General features: G+C 64.8%; 15 protein-coding genes. 6 read left to right on the top strand and 9 right to left on the bottom strand.

Translation table 11 applies throughout. The features are described from left to right. Nucleotides 1–54 precede the first annotated feature (54 nt). Both ACOIX3_RS21325 and ACOIX3_RS21320 read right to left on the bottom strand, forming a co-directional pair. Nucleotides 55–588, bottom strand: coding sequence for a GNAT family N-acetyltransferase (locus tag ACOIX3_RS21325; protein ID WP_420964159.1), 534 nt, complete (start codon nt 586–588; stop codon nt 55–57). 3 nt (nt 589–591) lie between these two features. Beyond that, entirely contained in the window at nt 592–1158 is a 567-nt protein-coding gene (locus ACOIX3_RS21320; RefSeq protein ID WP_420964158.1) for a helix-turn-helix domain-containing protein, read from the bottom strand. Nucleotides 1159–1362: 204 nt separating this feature from the next. On the opposite strand from ACOIX3_RS21320, the gene secG reads away from it, so the two are divergent. Next, the gene (gene secG / locus ACOIX3_RS21315; RefSeq protein WP_050419627.1) at nt 1363–1752 is read left to right on the top strand and encodes a preprotein translocase subunit SecG; all 390 of its coding nucleotides are present in this window, start codon (nt 1363–1365) and stop codon (nt 1750–1752) included. Between the two features lie 167 nt (nt 1753–1919). Continuing rightward, nucleotides 1920–3551, top strand: a complete 1632-nt coding sequence (locus ACOIX3_RS21310) for a CTP synthase (RefSeq protein ID WP_097676323.1) — start codon at nt 1920–1922, stop codon at nt 3549–3551. A 19-nt stretch (nt 3552–3570) separates the two neighbouring features. Here the strand turns inward: ACOIX3_RS21310 and ACOIX3_RS21305 are convergent, their stop codons facing one another. The 4 genes from ACOIX3_RS21305 to ACOIX3_RS21290 form a co-directional block, all read right to left on the bottom strand. Further along, the gene (locus ACOIX3_RS21305; protein WP_420964157.1) at nt 3571–4233 is read right to left on the bottom strand and encodes a class I SAM-dependent methyltransferase; all 663 of its coding nucleotides are present in this window, start codon (nt 4231–4233) and stop codon (nt 3571–3573) included. Between the two features lie 121 nt (nt 4234–4354). Beyond that, nucleotides 4355–5734, bottom strand: a complete 1380-nt coding sequence (locus tag ACOIX3_RS21300) for a sensor histidine kinase (RefSeq protein WP_420964156.1) — start codon at nt 5732–5734, stop codon at nt 4355–4357. Next, on the bottom strand, nt 5731–6405 hold the full coding sequence (locus ACOIX3_RS21295; protein WP_420964155.1) for a response regulator transcription factor: 675 nt from the start codon (nt 6403–6405) through the stop codon (nt 5731–5733). The genes ACOIX3_RS21300 and ACOIX3_RS21295 overlap by 4 nt, the downstream gene beginning before the upstream one ends. A 128-nt stretch (nt 6406–6533) precedes the next feature. Next, entirely contained in the window at nt 6534–9371 is a 2838-nt protein-coding gene (locus tag ACOIX3_RS21290; protein WP_420964154.1) for a DUF3857 domain-containing protein, read from the bottom strand. A 236-nt stretch (nt 9372–9607) separates the two neighbouring features. On the opposite strand from ACOIX3_RS21290, the gene ACOIX3_RS21285 reads away from it, so the two are divergent. Then, nucleotides 9608–9934 carry an NIPSNAP family protein gene (locus tag ACOIX3_RS21285; protein ID WP_420964153.1) on the top strand — a complete coding sequence of 109 codons (327 nt, stop codon included), beginning with the start codon at nt 9608–9610 and terminating at the stop codon, nt 9932–9934. A 93-nt stretch (nt 9935–10027) separates the two neighbouring features. On the opposite strand, the gene ACOIX3_RS21280 is transcribed toward ACOIX3_RS21285, so the two are convergent. Further along, nucleotides 10028–11110, bottom strand: a complete 1083-nt coding sequence (locus ACOIX3_RS21280; protein ID WP_420964152.1) for an alkene reductase — start codon at nt 11108–11110, stop codon at nt 10028–10030. A gap of 142 nt (nt 11111–11252) precedes the next feature. Between ACOIX3_RS21280 and ACOIX3_RS21275 the strand changes: the two genes are divergently transcribed. After that, nucleotides 11253–12197 carry a LysR family transcriptional regulator gene (locus ACOIX3_RS21275; protein ID WP_420964151.1) on the top strand — a complete coding sequence of 315 codons (945 nt, stop codon included), beginning with the start codon at nt 11253–11255 and terminating at the stop codon, nt 12195–12197. A gap of 55 nt (nt 12198–12252) precedes the next feature. Here the strand turns inward: ACOIX3_RS21275 and ACOIX3_RS21270 are convergent, their stop codons facing one another. Further along, a complete protein-coding gene (locus ACOIX3_RS21270) occupies nt 12253–12588 on the bottom strand; it encodes a PAAR domain-containing protein (protein WP_420964150.1) in 336 nt (111 codons plus the stop codon). Nucleotides 12589–12753: 165 nt separating this feature from the next. Here ACOIX3_RS21270 and kdsA point away from each other — a divergent pair, with 165 nt between their 5' ends. Beyond that, nucleotides 12754–13614 (top strand): 3-deoxy-8-phosphooctulonate synthase, encoded by an 861-nt coding sequence (kdsA, locus tag ACOIX3_RS21265; RefSeq protein ID WP_420971769.1) that lies wholly within the window; start codon nt 12754–12756, stop codon nt 13612–13614. A 15-nt stretch (nt 13615–13629) separates the two neighbouring features. Beyond that, nucleotides 13630–14838 carry an MFS transporter gene (locus ACOIX3_RS21260; protein ID WP_420964149.1) on the top strand — a complete coding sequence of 403 codons (1209 nt, stop codon included), beginning with the start codon at nt 13630–13632 and terminating at the stop codon, nt 14836–14838. A 1230-nt stretch (nt 14839–16068) separates the two neighbouring features. Here ACOIX3_RS21260 and ACOIX3_RS21255 read toward each other — a convergent pair. Then, complete coding sequence (locus ACOIX3_RS21255; protein ID WP_420964148.1) at nt 16069–16431, bottom strand: response regulator; 363 nt, start codon at nt 16429–16431, stop codon at nt 16069–16071. Between the last annotated feature and the right edge of the window lie 105 nt (nt 16432–16536).

The raw sequence follows: 16536 nt of genomic DNA, 5'->3' as shown, positions 1-16536 counted from the left end.
CTGTCGCTCCTCGCAATGACGGGGATAGACCGCAGGCTGTCATGAGAGGCGGAGTTACGCGGCCGCAGCCGTCCCGATCCGCTTCCAGTAGATCATCGTCCCGGTGAGGCCGCCATGCGGCTTCAGCGCGTAATCGGGGATGATGCCGCTGAGCTGAAAGCCCTGCTTCTCGTAAAGCGGCGCGGCGCCGTCGTCGACGGCGGTGTCGAGCACCAGCAGCGTCCGCCCGTGCGCGATCGCCAGCTGCTCGGCGGCGCGCAGCAATGCGGTCGCCACGCCGCGGTTGCGGTGGCTCAGGCGCGTCATCATCTTGGCGATCTCCGCGCGATGCGGCTGGTTCGGCGGCAGCTTGAGCAGCAGCGTCACGGTGCCGATCAGGTCATTGCCATCGAACGCGCCGAGCACGACTCGCTCGCCGCGCGCCGCGGCGCCAAGCGAGTCCTGCCAGAATGCCTTCGCGTCATTTAACGGCAGTGGATGCATGAAGCTCACCGAGCCGCCGCTCGCAACGGTCTCGACCAGCAGCGCGCCGAGCGCGGTGCGCAGATCCGGCGCATCCTCGAGCGGCTTGATGGCGAACTTCGACATGCATCAGCTCCGGGCCAGGGCGACCACGTAGGTGCAGCCGGCGTTGGTTTCGTTGGCGAAGGTGGTCTCGGCGGGCGGGCCGAAGCCGAGGCAATCGCCGCTCGCGAGTACGTAGCGCGCGCCGCCCTCGGTGATGACGAGGCTGCCGCTCAGCACCCAGACCAGTTGGCGGATATGGGCGTAGGATGAGGCGGGCAGGGTCACGGATTGCTTCGCCGGCATGTCCACCCGCACCAGCTCGACCGGATGATCGGGGCGGCTGAACACCTGGCGGCGCAGATAGCCGGTTTCCGGATCGCTCCAGATCGGCTGCGTGGCGGCGCGCGACAGCCGCTCGCCCTGGCCTTCGGCGCGCAACATCAGGCCGGCCAGGGTGAGGTCGAAGGCTGAGGCGAGCCGCACCAGCACGACCGCGGTCGGGCTGACCTCGGCGCGCTCGATCTTGCTGATCGTCGCCTTCGAGACGCCGGAGCGTTCGGCAAGCTCGGCCAGCGACCAGCCCCGGCCGTCGCGCTCGAGCCGGATCCGCTGCGCCAGGCGCTGGCTCAGATCGTCTACCAAAGTATCCATACGTCTATTATAATAGAAAAAGTCGGTTCCGATCAAGCCTCAGGCTGATGCCATCGGCACCGCTTGAGATGTCAGCCATTGCGACTATCTCGGGGGTGACAATGCCCGGTCCAATCGTGTAACAGGGCGCGACTTCACGAAAAACCGCAAAGCCGATAGCGCCGTTTGTCTGGCCGCTTGGCGGCTTGTGACGGAAGGCTTGCGATGCAGACTGTCGTTATCATTATCCATCTCATGATCGTCGCCGTCATGATCGGCGCTGTTTTGTTGCAGAAATCCGAAGGCGGCGGCCTCGGCATGGGCGGCGGCGCCGGCTTCATGTCGAGCCGCGGCACTGCGAATCTGCTGTCGCGGACCACCGCGATCCTCGCGGCCGGCTTCTTCCTCACCAGCCTGTTCCTGTCCTGGTACGCGGGCTATGACCGCAAGCCGAGCTCGATCATCGGCACCGGCGCACCGGCGCAGACCCAGCCGGCAGGCGGCGCGCCGCTGACGCCTCCGACCTCCGGCGGCATCCTCGATTCGCTGAAGAAGACCGACGAGCAGCAGGGTCAGCAGGCCCCGAGCGGCCCGCAGGCGCCACGGTCGCAATAAAGCAGGGGCGCCATGCAGGATGCAGCGCTGGCATCCTGCATCCAAAACCCCCATTAATGCTCTGAAATCGCTCTCAGTTTAACTTAACCCACAGCCCGGTGATTTGTTTGCCGGGAACAGCCGATTCGTTTTGCGAATCGCAGGAAGCGGCTTAAAGGTAAAGTCCCATGGCGCGGTACATATTCATCACCGGCGGCGTGGTCTCCTCGCTCGGCAAGGGTCTGGCTTCAGCGGCGCTCGGCGCTTTGCTGCAGGCTAGGGGCTACAAAGTCCGCCTTCGCAAGCTCGATCCCTATCTCAACCTCGATCCCGGAACGATGTCGCCGTATCAGCACGGCGAAGTGTTCGTGACCGACGACGGCGCCGAGACCGATCTCGATCTCGGCCATTACGAACGGTTCACCGGTCGTCCGGCCACCAAGGCCGACAACATCACGACCGGGCGAATCTACCAGGACATCATCACCAAGGAGCGCCGCGGCGACTATCTCGGCGCCACCATCCAGGTGGTCCCGCACGTCACCAACGCGATCAAGGAATTCGTGCTGTCGGGCAACGACGAGTACGATTTCGTGCTGGTCGAGATCGGCGGCACGGTCGGCGACATCGAGGGCCTGCCATTCTTCGAGGCGATCCGCCAGCTAAAGAACGAGCTGCCGCGCGAGCACGCCGTCTACATTCACCTGACGCTTTTGCCGTACATTCCAAGTGCCGGCGAACTCAAGACAAAGCCGACACAGCATTCGGTCAAGGAGCTGCGCTCGATCGGCATCCAGCCGGACATCCTGCTGTGCCGCACCGACCGCGAAATCCCCAAGGAAGAGCGGCGCAAGCTCGGCCTGTTCTGTAACGTGCGCGAGAGCGCCGTGATCGAGGCGCGCGACGTCGACAACATCTACGCCGTGCCGGAGGCCTATCACGCCGCCGGCCTCGACGACGAGGTGCTGGCCGCGTTCGGCATCACGGCGAAGATTCCGCCGGCGCTGCAGAGCTGGAACGTGATCAACGAGCGCGTCCGCAATCCGGAAGGCGCGGTGACGATCGCGATCGTCGGCAAGTACACCGGCATGAAGGACGCCTACAAATCGCTGATCGAGGCGCTCTCGCATGGCGGCATCGCCAACAAGGTGAAGGTCAATCTCGACTGGATCGAGAGCGAGGTGTTCGAGAACGAGGACCCGGCGCCGTTCCTCGAGCACGTCAACGGCATCCTGGTGCCCGGTGGCTTCGGCCAGCGCGGCGCCGAGGGCAAGATCCGCGCGGCGCAGTTCGCACGCGAGCGTGACGTGCCGTATTTCGGCATCTGCTTCGGCATGCAGATGGCCGTGATTGAGGCTGCGCGCAATCTGGTCGGTATCGAGGAGGCCAACTCGACCGAGTTCGGTCCGACCAAGGAGCCGCTGGTCGGCCTGATGACCGAATGGCTGCGCGGCAACGAGCTCGAGAAACGCTCGCAGAGCGGCGACCTCGGCGGCACCATGCGGCTCGGCGCCTACCCCGCGGCGCTGAACCGCGGCAGCCGCGTCTCGCAGGTCTATGGCGGCGCGACCGAGATCTCAGAGCGTCATCGCCATCGCTACGAGGTCAACACCGCCTACAAGGACCGCCTCGAGCAGCACGGTCTGCGTTTCTCCGGCATGTCGCCCGACGGCGTGCTGCCGGAGATCGTCGAGTACGAGGACCATCCCTGGTTCATCGGCGTCCAGTTCCACCCCGAGCTGAAGTCGCGGCCGTTCGAGCCGCATCCGCTGTTTGCGTCGTTCATCGAGGCGGCAGCGAAGCAGAGCCGGCTGATGTAAGCGGCCATCGGCTGCGCCGTCAGACGGCGCAGTCCTCGTTGGCCCGGCGTTCCTTCTTGACCGGTGAGACGCCTGCATCGGCCGCGGGTGCGACGTCGCGCGTGATGAGCTTGTACTGCGGGCGCCGCGTCAGCCGGTAGACCGCGGCGGGTGGCACGTTAAGCAGCGCGCGATCGACCAGCGTGGCGCGCAGGCCGAGCCGGTCGAGGATCGGCCGCGGTACCGGGCAGCGCATGCCGTAGGTGAATTGATAGAACGCGCCATTGGGACGCATGTAGCTGAAGGCGCCGCTGACGATCGAGATCACCTTGCGCGGCGACATGTTGAGCAGCGGCAATCCGCTGACCACGGCGCCGACCGGCGCGCCCTCGTACAGCCGTTCCGAAGCCAGCCGCGCGGCGTCCATCCACAGCACGCGCGCGCCGGGAAAGCGGAGCTGCAGCAGCCGCATGAAATCCGAACCGTATTCGATCAGCGTGAGATCCTGCTGGCGCACGCCGCGCTTCAGCAGCTGATAGGTGAAGGCGCCCGTTCCAGGACCGAGCTCCAGCACCGGACCGGTCTTGGCGCTGATGTCGCGTGTGATCAGTTCGGCGAGCGCGGTGCCCGAGGGCGCGATGGCGCCGACGCGGCCGGGGGCCGCCATCCACGCCGTGAAGAAAGACAGGAGATCATGTGCCATTGGGATTCCCAGCAAAGTGTCGCAGCGCCTCGACTCGATTGCGCGGCGCGATCTCTTCTTTGCGGGGTCTGCATTGCGACAACATTGCGCGATGTTGCGGGAGCCCGTTGCGATTGAATCGTCACGATGCGAACGGTGCCGGCGGTAAAGTGAGACGGAAGCTCGCGCCACCCTTCGGGCCATCGAGCACGGAGACGTGACCGTCATGCAGTCTTGCGATCTCGCGCACCATGTTGAGTCCGAGGCCGGCGCCGCGATCGAGCGGCGCAAGCCGATAGAACGGATCGAAGATCCGCGTGCGCTCATCCTTCGGAATGCCGTTGCCTTCATCGGTGACGTCGATCGTCGCGGTGCTGCCGACATGGATGGTGATGGTGCCGCGGCGGCCGCCATGCTGGATGGCGTTCTGCACGAGATTGGTCAGCGCACGCTCGAGCGCAGCGCGGTCGCCCAGCGTCTCGACCCGATCGGTCGCGGTATCGAGCGACAATTCGTAACCGGCCGCGATCGCCAGCGGCGCGAGGTCGGCGGCGACGCTGCGCGCGATCGCGACGAGATCGACGCGGCCGAACGGATTGCGGCACTGGTCGAAGCGCTGGATGTCGAGCAACTGCTCGGCGAGCGTCGCAAGCCGTGCTGCATCCTCGAGCAGGCGGGTTTTCTCTGGCCCCGGGGGCAGCGACTCCAGTCGTGTGTTGAGAATCGCGATCGGCGTGCGCAATTCATGCGCGGCATCCGCGACGAAGCGCTGGTGGCGCGAATAGCCGTCGTCGAGCCGCTTCAGCGCGTCGTTGACGGCGCTCACCAGCGGGGCGACTTCAAGCGGCAAATGATCGGCCGAGAGCCGGCTGCCGCGCTGGCGGAAATCGATCCGGCGCGCCTGGTCGGCCGCGGTGTCGAGGCCGGCGAACGCGCGCTTTACCACCATCGGCGTCGCGATGAAGGTGGCGCACGCCATCAGCAACAGGCCGGGCAGGGCAATGGCAAGGAATGCCAGAGTCGTGGCGAGGGCTGTCTTGACGCTCGACGTCGGCCCTTGCGTGGCTGTGAGCACCTGCACCGGGCCAGCGTCGGAATTGACGCGCTTCAGTCGCGCCGGCGGCTTGCGCGGATCATCCTCGAACATCTGCCAGCCGAGCCTCGCCTGGCTGATCTGGTCGAGTGCATCGCCGATTCTCGTGAATTCGGGCGGCACCGCGCCTTCCGACAGCGAATGGCCTTGCCGGTCGCGCACCAGGAACCAGAGGTCCGGCGTGTTCTCGCGAAGCTGCTCGAGGTCGGCGGTCGAGCGCAACACCAGATTGCCCTGCGCATCGCGCGCAATCGCGTTCTGCACGATGGAGATGACGTGATCTTCGTCGCGCGGAACGATCAGGAAACCGGTGGCGCACAACGCACTGATCAAGCAGACGATCAGCATAGCAAGCAGCAGCGCCTGGAGCGTCACCAGCCGCCAGCTCAGTTGCGAGCGCAGGCAGTAGTGATCGGCGGGGTGGCTCATGACGACTGCTTCAGCAGGTAGCCCACGCCCCGGATGCTGTGGATTTCGACGCCGGCATCGGAGTCGGCGAGCTTGCGCCGCAGCCGCGAGACGTGAGCATCGAGCGCGTTCGACTGAATCTCGTCCTCGAAATTGTAAACGGCTTCCTCGAGCGTCCCGCGCAGCACGGTGCGGCCCATCCGGCGCAGCAGCGTCTCCAGCACCAGAAGCTCGCGCCGCGGCAGCTCGAACGGGCGGCCATTGACGCTGGCCTCGCGATGGCTGCAATCGAACGCCATCCGGCCGGCCTTGATGATCTCGAACTGTACGCCGGCGGGACGGCGGAGCACGGCGCGCAGCCGCGCCAACAGCTCCTCGACGGCGAACGGCTTGGCGAGATAGTCGTCGGCGCCGCTGTCGAGGCCGGTGATGCGGTCGGCGAGATCGCCGCGTGCCGTCAGCACGATGATCGGCACGCCGTCGGCCTTGGCGCGCAGCTTCGGGATCAGCGTGAGCCCGTCGCCGTCGGGAAGCTGGCGGTCGAGCAGGACGGCGCCATGCACGTCGGCGGAAATCGCTTCCTCGGCCTCGGCAAGCGTCGGCACATGATCGACGACCATGTCGTAGCCCTTCAGCGCCTGTGACAGCGCCGCCGCCATTTCGGCCTCGTCTTCAACCAGCAATATCCGCATGTCGCCAAATCCGGGTTTCAAGCGCTGGTTCTAGGGGCAGCAACATTGCAGCAACATTGCGGGTGCCGCGCCCGCATCGCGCAGTATCGGGGTATGGTGCGGCCCTGGGACGCTCTTTGGTCCCGAGATCAGTGGGCGACCGCACCGGGCTTGGCTGACGTCGTCGCGCCCAGCTTCTTCAAGCGATCGAGCTCGAACGCCGCGCAGTCGTTCTCGACATATTCGATCACGCCGATATCGCGCGTCTTCTGGAAGAACGCCTGCGCCTGCGCGGTGTCGCCGAGCGCGAGGTTGCGCAGGCCGATATAGAAATAGGCTTCCGCCAGCGCCATCTGGCGCTCGTCGCCGGCCTTTTTCTCAAGCGATTTGAGCACGTCGTCCGGCGATATCAGGCCCGCCAGCATGGCGAGGCCGGCACGCGGCCATTCACCCTGAACCTCAGTCGCGGCGCGCTTGACTATGTCGGCGGGGACCGGCTTGCCGAGGCGGCCGTAGGTCGCAACCAGCCACATGTCGCTGTAGAGCCGGGCCTCGCGGTCGCCGAGTTCGCTCGCCTTGGCGAAGTCCTCGATGGCCTCCTGCATCCGGCCGGCATAGATCCGCGACACGCCGCGCCAGCGGAACGCGAGGCCGTCGGCGCCGCCGCCCAAGGCGATCGCGTTGGAGTAGTCGGTCACGCTCTTGTCGAACTGTCCCGACTGGAAATAGACGCTGGCGCGGCACGTCAGGATGTTCGCGGCGGTCGGCGCGAGGCGCACGGCCGTGTTGGCGTCCTGCAGGGCCTCGTCAACGCGGTCGAGGTCGGCTTTGGCGTGGCCGCGCAGGCAATAGCTGTTGGCCAGATCGCTGCCGGTGAGCTTGCCGCCATCGATGCTCTCGGTGGTCTTCTTGATGATCTCTTCGTGCTGCTCGTGCAGACGGTGCGCGATATCTGCCTTGGCGGCATTGTTGTTGAGCATCGCCTTGTTGACCGCAAAGGCGCCGCCGATCGCCTTGTTGAGCGAACGGAGGTCCTCGGCATAGCCGGGGTAATCCGCCGGCTCGACCGACGGCTGCAGCGTCTTCAGCTCGACGGTCTTCCTGGCGTTGCTGCCGCGAAAATATTCGGTGACCGTGGCGTTGAAGTACTTGTTGGAGATGGTGTGCTCGCGTGGGTCGATGCTGGCGCTGACCTGCTCGGGAAAGCTCATCTCGAAACTGTATTTGCCATGGAACGGGAAGCCTGGAATCCGCAGCGGTGTGGTGCGGTTTGCCGACTGCGAGGCGATCAGGACATTCTGCATATTGTCCAGCGCGTAGCTGACGACCCAGCTCGCTTCCACCTCCGTGGCGAGCTTCGGAATCCTGTAGTGCGCCGAGATCGAGAGCTCGTTCTTCACGGTGTCGTTCTGCACCACCGGCTCGCCGACCAGCGTCGCGCCGGGATAGCGGCGTTCCAGGGCATCCCGGACGAACCTGGAGGTCTGCTCGCGCGATGCCCGTTCAAGCACGACACGGAGTTGCTCGGCGCCAAGCCCGCGCCAGACGCGCCGGACGTCGAGCTGGCCTTCTTCGCCGAACTTGGCCAGCGTTGCGCGTTCGGTGATTTCATTGCCGACGATATCGCCGGTGTCGCCGGGAACGCGCGAGACGGCATCGGTCTCGCGCGCCGCGACGAGGACCTGGACCCCGCTATGCGCCTGGCCCGCCCGGTCGAGCTCGCCATGCTGTCCCAGCCGAGTCGGGTCGAGGAAGTAGGGCTTGCCGCCGACCGTGGCCTCGACGATGGCATGATCGAAGAATTGCGGGCTGGGCAGCATTTTTTCCAGTCCGCCATGGCGTCCGGCCTGCAGCAGCACGGGTCGGCTCTTGATGCCGAGCTCGCGGAGCAAGGTGACCAGCAACAGCGACTTGTCCTTGCAGTCGCCGTAGCGGCGGCGCAGCACCTCGTCGGGTTGGGTTGGCCGGTGCGAGCTTTCGCCGAGCGCGACCGAGAAATACCGGATCTGGGATTGCACGAACTCGAGCGCGGCCATGGCGCGGACTGGCTCGGACGGCAGCGCCTTGATCCGCTTCACGACGTCCTGAAACTCGCCGTCCTTTGGCGCGCTCGCCTCGAACAGGTTGCTTGCCCAGCCGGCGACATCGCTCCAGCTCGCAAACTCGGTGAATTGCACGAAGCGAAGCCCGAAGAAGTCGGGCGGAGCCATCGTCTCTCCGGGAAATCCCGGCAATGGCTGCTGGTCGAAGCTGACGCGCCGAAATCCGTTGCGCACGGACTCGGCTGGAATGAGAGGAGGCAGCGGCCGGTCGCCGACCACGCGCCAGGCGATCGATCGGTCGGCCGGATAGTTCAGAACGACCCGCCGCCGCAAGGTTGGTGCGTTCTGGTCCCACGGCGCCGCGCCGAAGGCCTTGCCGCCGAACACCGGATTTTGACCGGAGCTCGTATAGGCGATCTCGAGCGTGTCGCCGACGCGCAAATCGTCGATCAGGATGGAGGCGGTCACCCGGCCGCTATAGACGCCGCGCTCGAGATCCTGCTCGCGCTGCAGGAAGCGGATGTTGGACGTCAGCGTCCGATCGAACTGTTCCTGCCCGCGAAAGATGCGGATCGTGTGAAGCTGGACATGCTCATATTCGGGGGCGAATGCGATCGAAAGGCGTCCGGCCGCTGTCAGCGCTGCGGCATCGTTGATCTGCATGGCGCGCCGGAAGTAGAGCTCGGAAGTTTTTCCAAGCCGGTATTGACTGTCAGCAAGACGGATGACTACCGGCAATGATGCGGTCTTGGGGACCTCCGGGATCGGCAGTTGCTCGACCCAGGCCGGCACCGGATCGCCCAGGGTAAACGCATCCTTGCCGAGCTGGACTTCCTTGAGCCCGTTATCGGTCGCCTGTTGGGCCGCGGCGTCATGACATCCCAAAAGACATCCGAGTGCAGCCACCAGCAACAAGCCAGCGCGCAACGATCTCATGAGATACATTCGCCACCTCTTTCACTTAGGGGTTGTATAGATGATGGCGGACGGGTCGGCAATTATCGCAAGCGGCCAAGTTTGTCGGTGAGGTGAAGTTGATGTGAAGGTGTGCGGCGCGTGCGGACGGGCCTTGCTGGCGGCGAGGGGCTGAACCACGTCAATTTGACTGGCGATTTTGACTTGACCCGGGTTTGTTGTCAGAACTTGCGCCCTTTCGCGAACAAGATCTGAGAGGATCACCAATGATCTATGAGACCCGTGTCTATCGCTGCCTGCCGGGCCGGCTGCCGGCGCTGCTGAAGCGCTTCGAGACCATCACGCTGAAGCTCTGGGACAAGCACGGCATCAAGCAGGCCGGCTTCTTCACGACGCTGGTCGGCGAATCCAACCAGGAACTGACCTATCTGCTGGCCTGGGAATCGCTTGCCGAGCGCGACAAGAAATGGACCGCGTTCACGACCGATCCGGAATGGATCACCGCGCGCGCCAAGACCGAGGAGGACGGCCAGATCGTCCTCAACATCGTCAACCAGCTGTTGGTGCCGACGTCGTTCTCGGCGGTCAAGTGACGCTGCCGAACGAGGGCGCGCGCAATTGAGGAAAACCTCCGGCGGTCTGCTGGAGGTTTCCTTTTCCTTGGGCATTTTCTAAGGGATCGACCATCAAGCCATCGCAGCCGCCGCATGCACCGGATAATCGGTGTAGCCGCGCGCCGTGCCGCCGAAGAATGTGGTGTGATCGGCGTCGTTCATCGGCGCGCCGGTCTTCAGCCGCGCGACGAAATCCGGGTTGGCGAGGACCAGCCGTCCATAGGCTTCAAGATCAGCCAGGCCCGATGCGAGATCAGCGCCGATCTGCTCGGTGGGATGACCGGGACGGTTCAGGATCAGGGTCCGCTGCCACAGCGCGCGCAGGTCGGCGATCAGGCGGTCGTCGCCGTTGTGAAGCACGTGAAGGTAGGCAAGGCCAAGCTTGTCGAGTTCGGTGACCAGATAACGGTACAGGGCAGGGCCGTCCGCGCCCTCGTCGATGCCACCGAGCTTTGTGCCAGGCGACAAACGGATCGCCGTCCTGTCCGCACCGATCTCCGCGGCAATTGCGGTGGCGACTTCAATCGCAAAGCGCGCGCGGTTCTCGATCGAGCCGCCATATTGGTCGGTGCGCGTGTTGGCGCTTGGCGCGAGGAACTGCTGGATGAGATAACCATTCGCGCCGTGGATCTCGACGCCATCAGCACCGGCCTCGATGGCGGCGCGCGCCGCATGACGGAAATCGGCGACTGTCCGGCGGATCTCCTCGATCGACAGCGCGCGCGGCACCGGAATGTCCTTCATCCCCGTCGCCGTGAACATCGGCGCCCCCGGGGCGATGGCGGACGGGGCAACGCCCTGACGATGATGCGGCGTATTGTCGGGGTGCGACATGCGTCCCGCATGCATCAGCTGGATGAAGATGTGGCCGCCCTTGTCGTGCACGGCCGTCGTCACCTTGTTCCAGCCGGCGATGTGTGCGGCCGTGTAGATGCCCGGCGTGGCGAGATAGCCCTGGCCGTCATCCGAGGGCTGCGTGCCTTCGGTGACGATGAGGCCGACGCTGGCGCGCTGGGCGTAATATTCGGCCGCGAGGTCTCCGGGCGTGCCATCGAGCCCCGCGCGGCTTCGGGTCATCGGTGACATGACCAACCGGTTGGCCAGGGTGTTGCGTCCGACACGGACGGGCAGAAATCTTTGTGTGCCGAGTGCCATTTTGTGGGTTCCCTATCTTTGCTCCAGACGCCTCGCCGCAAGGAGGAGGTCGCCCTTCAAGGGCAGAAGTAGGATTTGGCTATATCGGCGGTAGCCACTATATGCTGATACTATCCATCGGATCAGCCGATATGAGGCCGCGATGCTAGAGAGCGTATCGTTCGACCAGCTGCGGATGTTCGTGGCCGCTGCCGATGAGGGCAGCTTCTCGGCCGCAGCGCGCCGCGTGCAGCGAACCCAATCGGCGGTCAGCGAGGCCATCCTGAACCTGGAGGCCCATCTCGGCGTCGTCTTGTTCGACCGCGCGGGCCGCTATCCGAAGCTGACAACGGAAGGCGTCATCCTGCTGGCGGACGCGCGGACGGTCATGACCGACGTCGACGCCATGAAGGCGCGCGCGAAGGGCATCGCCGGCGGGCTCGAGGCCGAGCTGACGGCGGTCGTGGACGTATTTCTGCCGATCGAGGCCGTCGCCGCATTTGCCCGGCAGTTTCGCGTCCAGTTTCCGGCGACGCCGCTGCGGCTCTATGTCGAAGCGCTGGGAGGCGCGGTGCAACCGGTGATCGACGGACGCGTGAGCGTCGGGATCGTGGGTTCGCTGCCGTCGCTTCCGACTGGCCTGGTCAAGGAGCGCGTGGCCAGCATCAAGTTCATGTTCGTCGCTGCTTCGAACCACCCGCTTGCGTCCTATCGGGGCGCCATTCCGAAAGAGGAGCTGGCGCGACATGTGCAGCTCGTCCTGACGGATCGTTCGACGCTTTCGCAGGGCCGCGAGATCGGCGTGATGTCCGCTTCGACGTGGCGCCTGGCGGATCTCTTTGCCAAGCACGCGTTTCTCCTCAACGGCCTCGGATGGGGAGGCATGCCCCATCACACCGTGGCAAACGACATCGCCGCGGGGCGGCTGGTCGAGCTTGCAATCGAGGAGGCGCCGCCCGGAGGACTGCCGCTGCCGATGTTCGCGGCCTACCGGGTTGCCGAGCCGCCGGGACCCGCGGCGCGATGGATGATCGAATTCTTCAAGAACTGCCGGGGCGGCGAGTGTTCAAATGAGATCGTCCAGGCCACCGCAAGCCGGAGCTCTTGATCGGGCACTGCGGACGATGCTCACAGATCTGCCGCGCGGGGCGGCAAGATGCGCGCTATTGCGGGCAGCCCGACGTCTGATCGCCCTCGCGGACCATCGGCTTGCCGTTGATGAAGACGCCGTGGCTGCCTGAGGTCGTCTTGCCGCCGCAATGCGTGCGATCGCCCATCACCACGGCCGGCTTGCCGTTGATCAGGACGTTGGGTACGCCCTCGACGAGTGGGCCGCCATTGCTGGTGGTGTCGCCGCTGCGCGCGGCCGGCTTGCCATTGACGGTGACGCCGGCGGCGCCGCCGGTGACGACGCCGGGCTGGCTGCTGGTCTGGCCGTAGGCCAGGCCCGACATCGCCGACAGGGCGGCCACAGCTCCAATCATCAGCGAAATGCGCATTTCGTTCCTCATTGGGAATCTGTTCCGCACCAGTCTATAGGGGCGGTTGGGGCAGGATTGTGATAGCACGGCGCACCCACGGCGTCAGCGCAACCCCCTCATCGTGCAGGATGGCTTGATCCCTCCGGCGCGGGATTGCATGGTCGCCGGCAACAAGGATGCAGCATTTTGACCAATCAGGTTTCCGCGGCCGCCGCCGCGCCGATCGTTGCCGTCGGATCGGCGAAATTCGGCAACGCCTTGCCAATCTCGATCATCGCCGGTCCCTGCCAGCTCGAGAGCCGCGCGCATGCGCTTGAAGTGGCCTCGGCGCTGAAGGAGATCGCAGCCCGGCTGAAGATCGGCCTGGTGTACAAGACCTCGTTCGACAAGGCGAACCGCACCAGCGCGTCGGCCGCGCGCGGCATCGGGATGAAGCAGGCGCTGCCGATCTTCGCCGAGATCCGTTCTTCGCTCGGGCTGCCCGTGCTGACCGACGTGCATGAACCCGACCAGTGCGCTGAGGCGGCGCAGGCGGTCGATGTGTTGCAGATCCCGGCCTTCCTGTGCCGGCAGACCGATCTCCTGCTGGCTGCGGCTGCGACCGGCAAGGTCGTCAACGTCAAGAAGGGCCAGTTCCTGGCGCCATGGGACATGACCAATGTGGTCAGCAAGATCACCGGCGCCGGCAATGCCAATGTGCTGGTCACCGAGCGCGGTGCGTCGTTCGGCTACAACACGCTCGTGTCAGACATGCGCGCGCTGCCGATCCTGGCGCGCACCACCGGCGCGCCTGTGATCTTCGACGCCACCCATTCGGTGCAGCAGCCGGGCGGCAAGGGCACGTCCTCGGGCGGCGAACGCGAATTCGTGCCGGTGCTGGCGCGCGCCGCGGTCGCGGTCGGCGTCGCCGGCGTCTTCATCGAGACCCATCCCGATCCCGATCACGCGCCGTCGGATGGCCCCAACATGGTGCCGCTCCGCGATTTCGAATCCCTCGTCAAGCGGCTGATGCAGTTCGACGCGCTAGCCAAGACGGCAGCCTAACCGGCGGACAACGACATGACCGCAACGAGCGGCATGCCGCCGGCCCTCAACGTCATCACGCTGGCGACTTTCGCGGCGAGCCTGTCGGTGCGCGCGCTCGATCCGGTGCTGCCGCATGTCGCGGAGGATTTCGGCGTCAGCATCGCGACCGCGGCGAGCTTCGCTGCGGTGTTCGCCTTCACCTTTGCCGCGGTCCAGCCGGCGATCGGCGCCGCCGCCGATTTGTTCGGCAAGGCGCGGCTGATGACGATCTGCCTCGGGCTGCTCGGCGTCGCCAACATCCTCGGCGCGCTCTCGACCTCGTTTCCGATGCTGTTCGTGACCCGCATCCTCGCCGGCATCGGCTCGGGCGGCGTGTTTCCGGTGGCGCTGTCGCTGACCAGCGATCTCGTGGGTCCCGACAAGCGGCAGCTTGCGATCGGGCGAACGCTCGCGGGCTCGATGACCGGCAATTTGCTCGGCGCCACGGCCTCCGGTCTGATCGGCGATTTCCTCGGCTGGCGCGGCGTGCTCGCGGTGCTTGGCGGCCTCGTGATCATCGTCGCAGTGGCGGTTGCGGCTGGCTTCCGCGGCGCTGCGCTGAACCGTCCGCCGCGCACCAGCCTGAAGGCGCTTCGCCACGGCTATCGCACCATCTTCACCAATCCGAACGCGCGGATCTGCTATTCGGCGGTCTTCATCGAAGGCTGCTGCGTGCTCGGGCTGTTTCCCTTCATCGCTTCGTTCCTGTTCGAGCTCGGCGAGACCTCGCTTTCGATCGCGGGCATTGTGATCGCGGGCTTTGCGATCGGCGGATTGCTCTACACGCTGACAGTGGCGCGCCTGCTGCCGTTGATCGGCGTGAGGGGCATGATGGTCGTCGGCGCAACGCTGGTCGGCATCCAGCTGGTCGGCGTCGCCTTCGGGCCGCACTGGAAGCTGCAGATGGCGGGCCTCCTGGTGATGGGCCTCGGCTTCTACATGATCCATGGCTGCCTGCAGGTGTTCGCCAGCGAGCTGTCGGTCGAGGCGCGTGCCACCGCGCTGTCGCTGCACTCGTTCTTCTTCTTCATGGGGCAGACCGTCGGCCCGATCGCCTATGGCTTCGGCCTGCAGCACGCCGGAAAGACCGCGACGCTGGTTTCCGCTGCCGCCGTGATGGTCGTGCTTGGCTTCATCTGCGCGAGATTCCTGAAGCAGCGGCGACCGGCCGATGCCGATCTGCGCCCGGACGTCGAGCCCTAGCGATCCCTCAGGTCATGGACACACAAGCTTCAAGGCATTGTGTCGCTCAGTCGCCTTAGTGCTCGCTATTCAAACAGGATGCGCGTACCGTGCCTTATCACCGTGCTTCCAACGCGGCCTCTAGCGGTGACCGAGGGTAACGAACGCTCCCGCCGTGGTGATGAAGGAGCGTGCGCGTTGTCCGGACGTCGCATGTCCGACTGAATTGTGCCGCCGGTCATCGTGCCGCTATTTCTTCTGCTCTGCCTGGTCGCTGTGGTCGTCTGGCGTGGTTAGCGCGCCGGAGCTGCAATATCTCGTCAGTGGTAACAATCAGCCCCACCATTAACGTGATCATGGCAAAGCTCAACCTGATCAACGTCGCTCCAACGAGGCAATATTGACCCATGGTCGCGCGCGATAGTTGGACCGTAGACCTGGAGTGCCCACGCTGCGGGAGCATCGACGTAGCTATTCTGTCTCAGGTGGATGGCTATGCCTATGTGAGAGGCGATAGCGGTACGCGCGCTGACCATGTGCCGGCCGGCTTCGCGTGCATTGATCCGGATATCTGTTGCTTTCAGTGTTTGAAATGCCAGGTGCGGATACCGTGACATCGAATGTCGCCGCAAAGCGACTTCAACAATCGTGGCCCTATCGCTGCCAGCCGGATCGGCGTATGCTTTGCGCATCGCCGCCCGGCTCGTGGCTTCTATCGGTGATGAGAACGCCGGTTGCGCTTTCGCCCCACTCAGGGAGCAGCGTAGCCAAATGATCAGTTTGCCTCATATTTCTTTGCCTCCTATTTCGGTGTATTTTTCCTGCGAGAGCTGTGGTGCCACATATGAGGCCTCACAGGATCGCAGTGATCGCAGTGGAAAGTTTCACTGCGTTCATTGCGCCAGATTGGTGCATCAATGGTCGGGCACCTTTAGCTATTTGGGCTGGCGATTGTTCCGGACGTCCGCCGCGCTGTCATGATCGGTCATTGCATCCTTTGTGATGACGCGCGCTGGATCTGTGAGAGTCACGAGGATCAGCCATGGACAGGTCCCGACACCTGCACGTGTTGTGGGGCCGGATCGCCATGTCCTCATTGCAATAAGCCTGGAGGCGAGGCGCGGCTGCCGCGAGGCTTTCGCAACATGTTCGACAACGGAGCCGAGTCATGAAGGGCCGCGCATCCTGATCTCTCGCGCATTGATCACATGCCGAACCGCGGCGTCCAGGTGACGCCGGTGCGCAATCCCACTATTGGTCAGCCGTGACCTGCCGGAGGTGCATTCCGACGTCGGCGAGGCTGTACGGCTTGGAAATGAAATGACCGCCGGCCGGGAGGTCATCGAGGGTTACGTCGGTGGCTGACGTGGCAATGATCGCAATCGGCGGCCAACGATGGCGAACGACATGCACAAGCCTCAAGCCGTCGATCGAGCCGGGCATCTGGATATCGGTGAAAATCACCCGGATGTCGTCACGCGCTTCAAGGATGGCTATCGCGTCATCGGCGTTCCTGGCTTCAATGGAACGGAACCCGGCGGCCTCGACCATGTCGGCGGCCTGCATGCGGATCAGAAGATCGTCTTCGACGACCAGAACAGCCGAGCGTGTCATCGAATGTACAAGCCCGGTTGTGATCTGCGTGGGACGCAAATTGACCTAGGCTAATTCGGCAGCGGTGGCTCAGTTCCTGCTGGCTATTCAACTATCTCGCTTCGC

The organism is Bradyrhizobium sp. B120, assembly GCF_049075665.1.
Taxonomy (GTDB): Bacteria; Pseudomonadota; Alphaproteobacteria; order Rhizobiales; family Xanthobacteraceae; genus Bradyrhizobium.
This window is presented reverse-complemented; position numbering and strand designations above follow the sequence as displayed.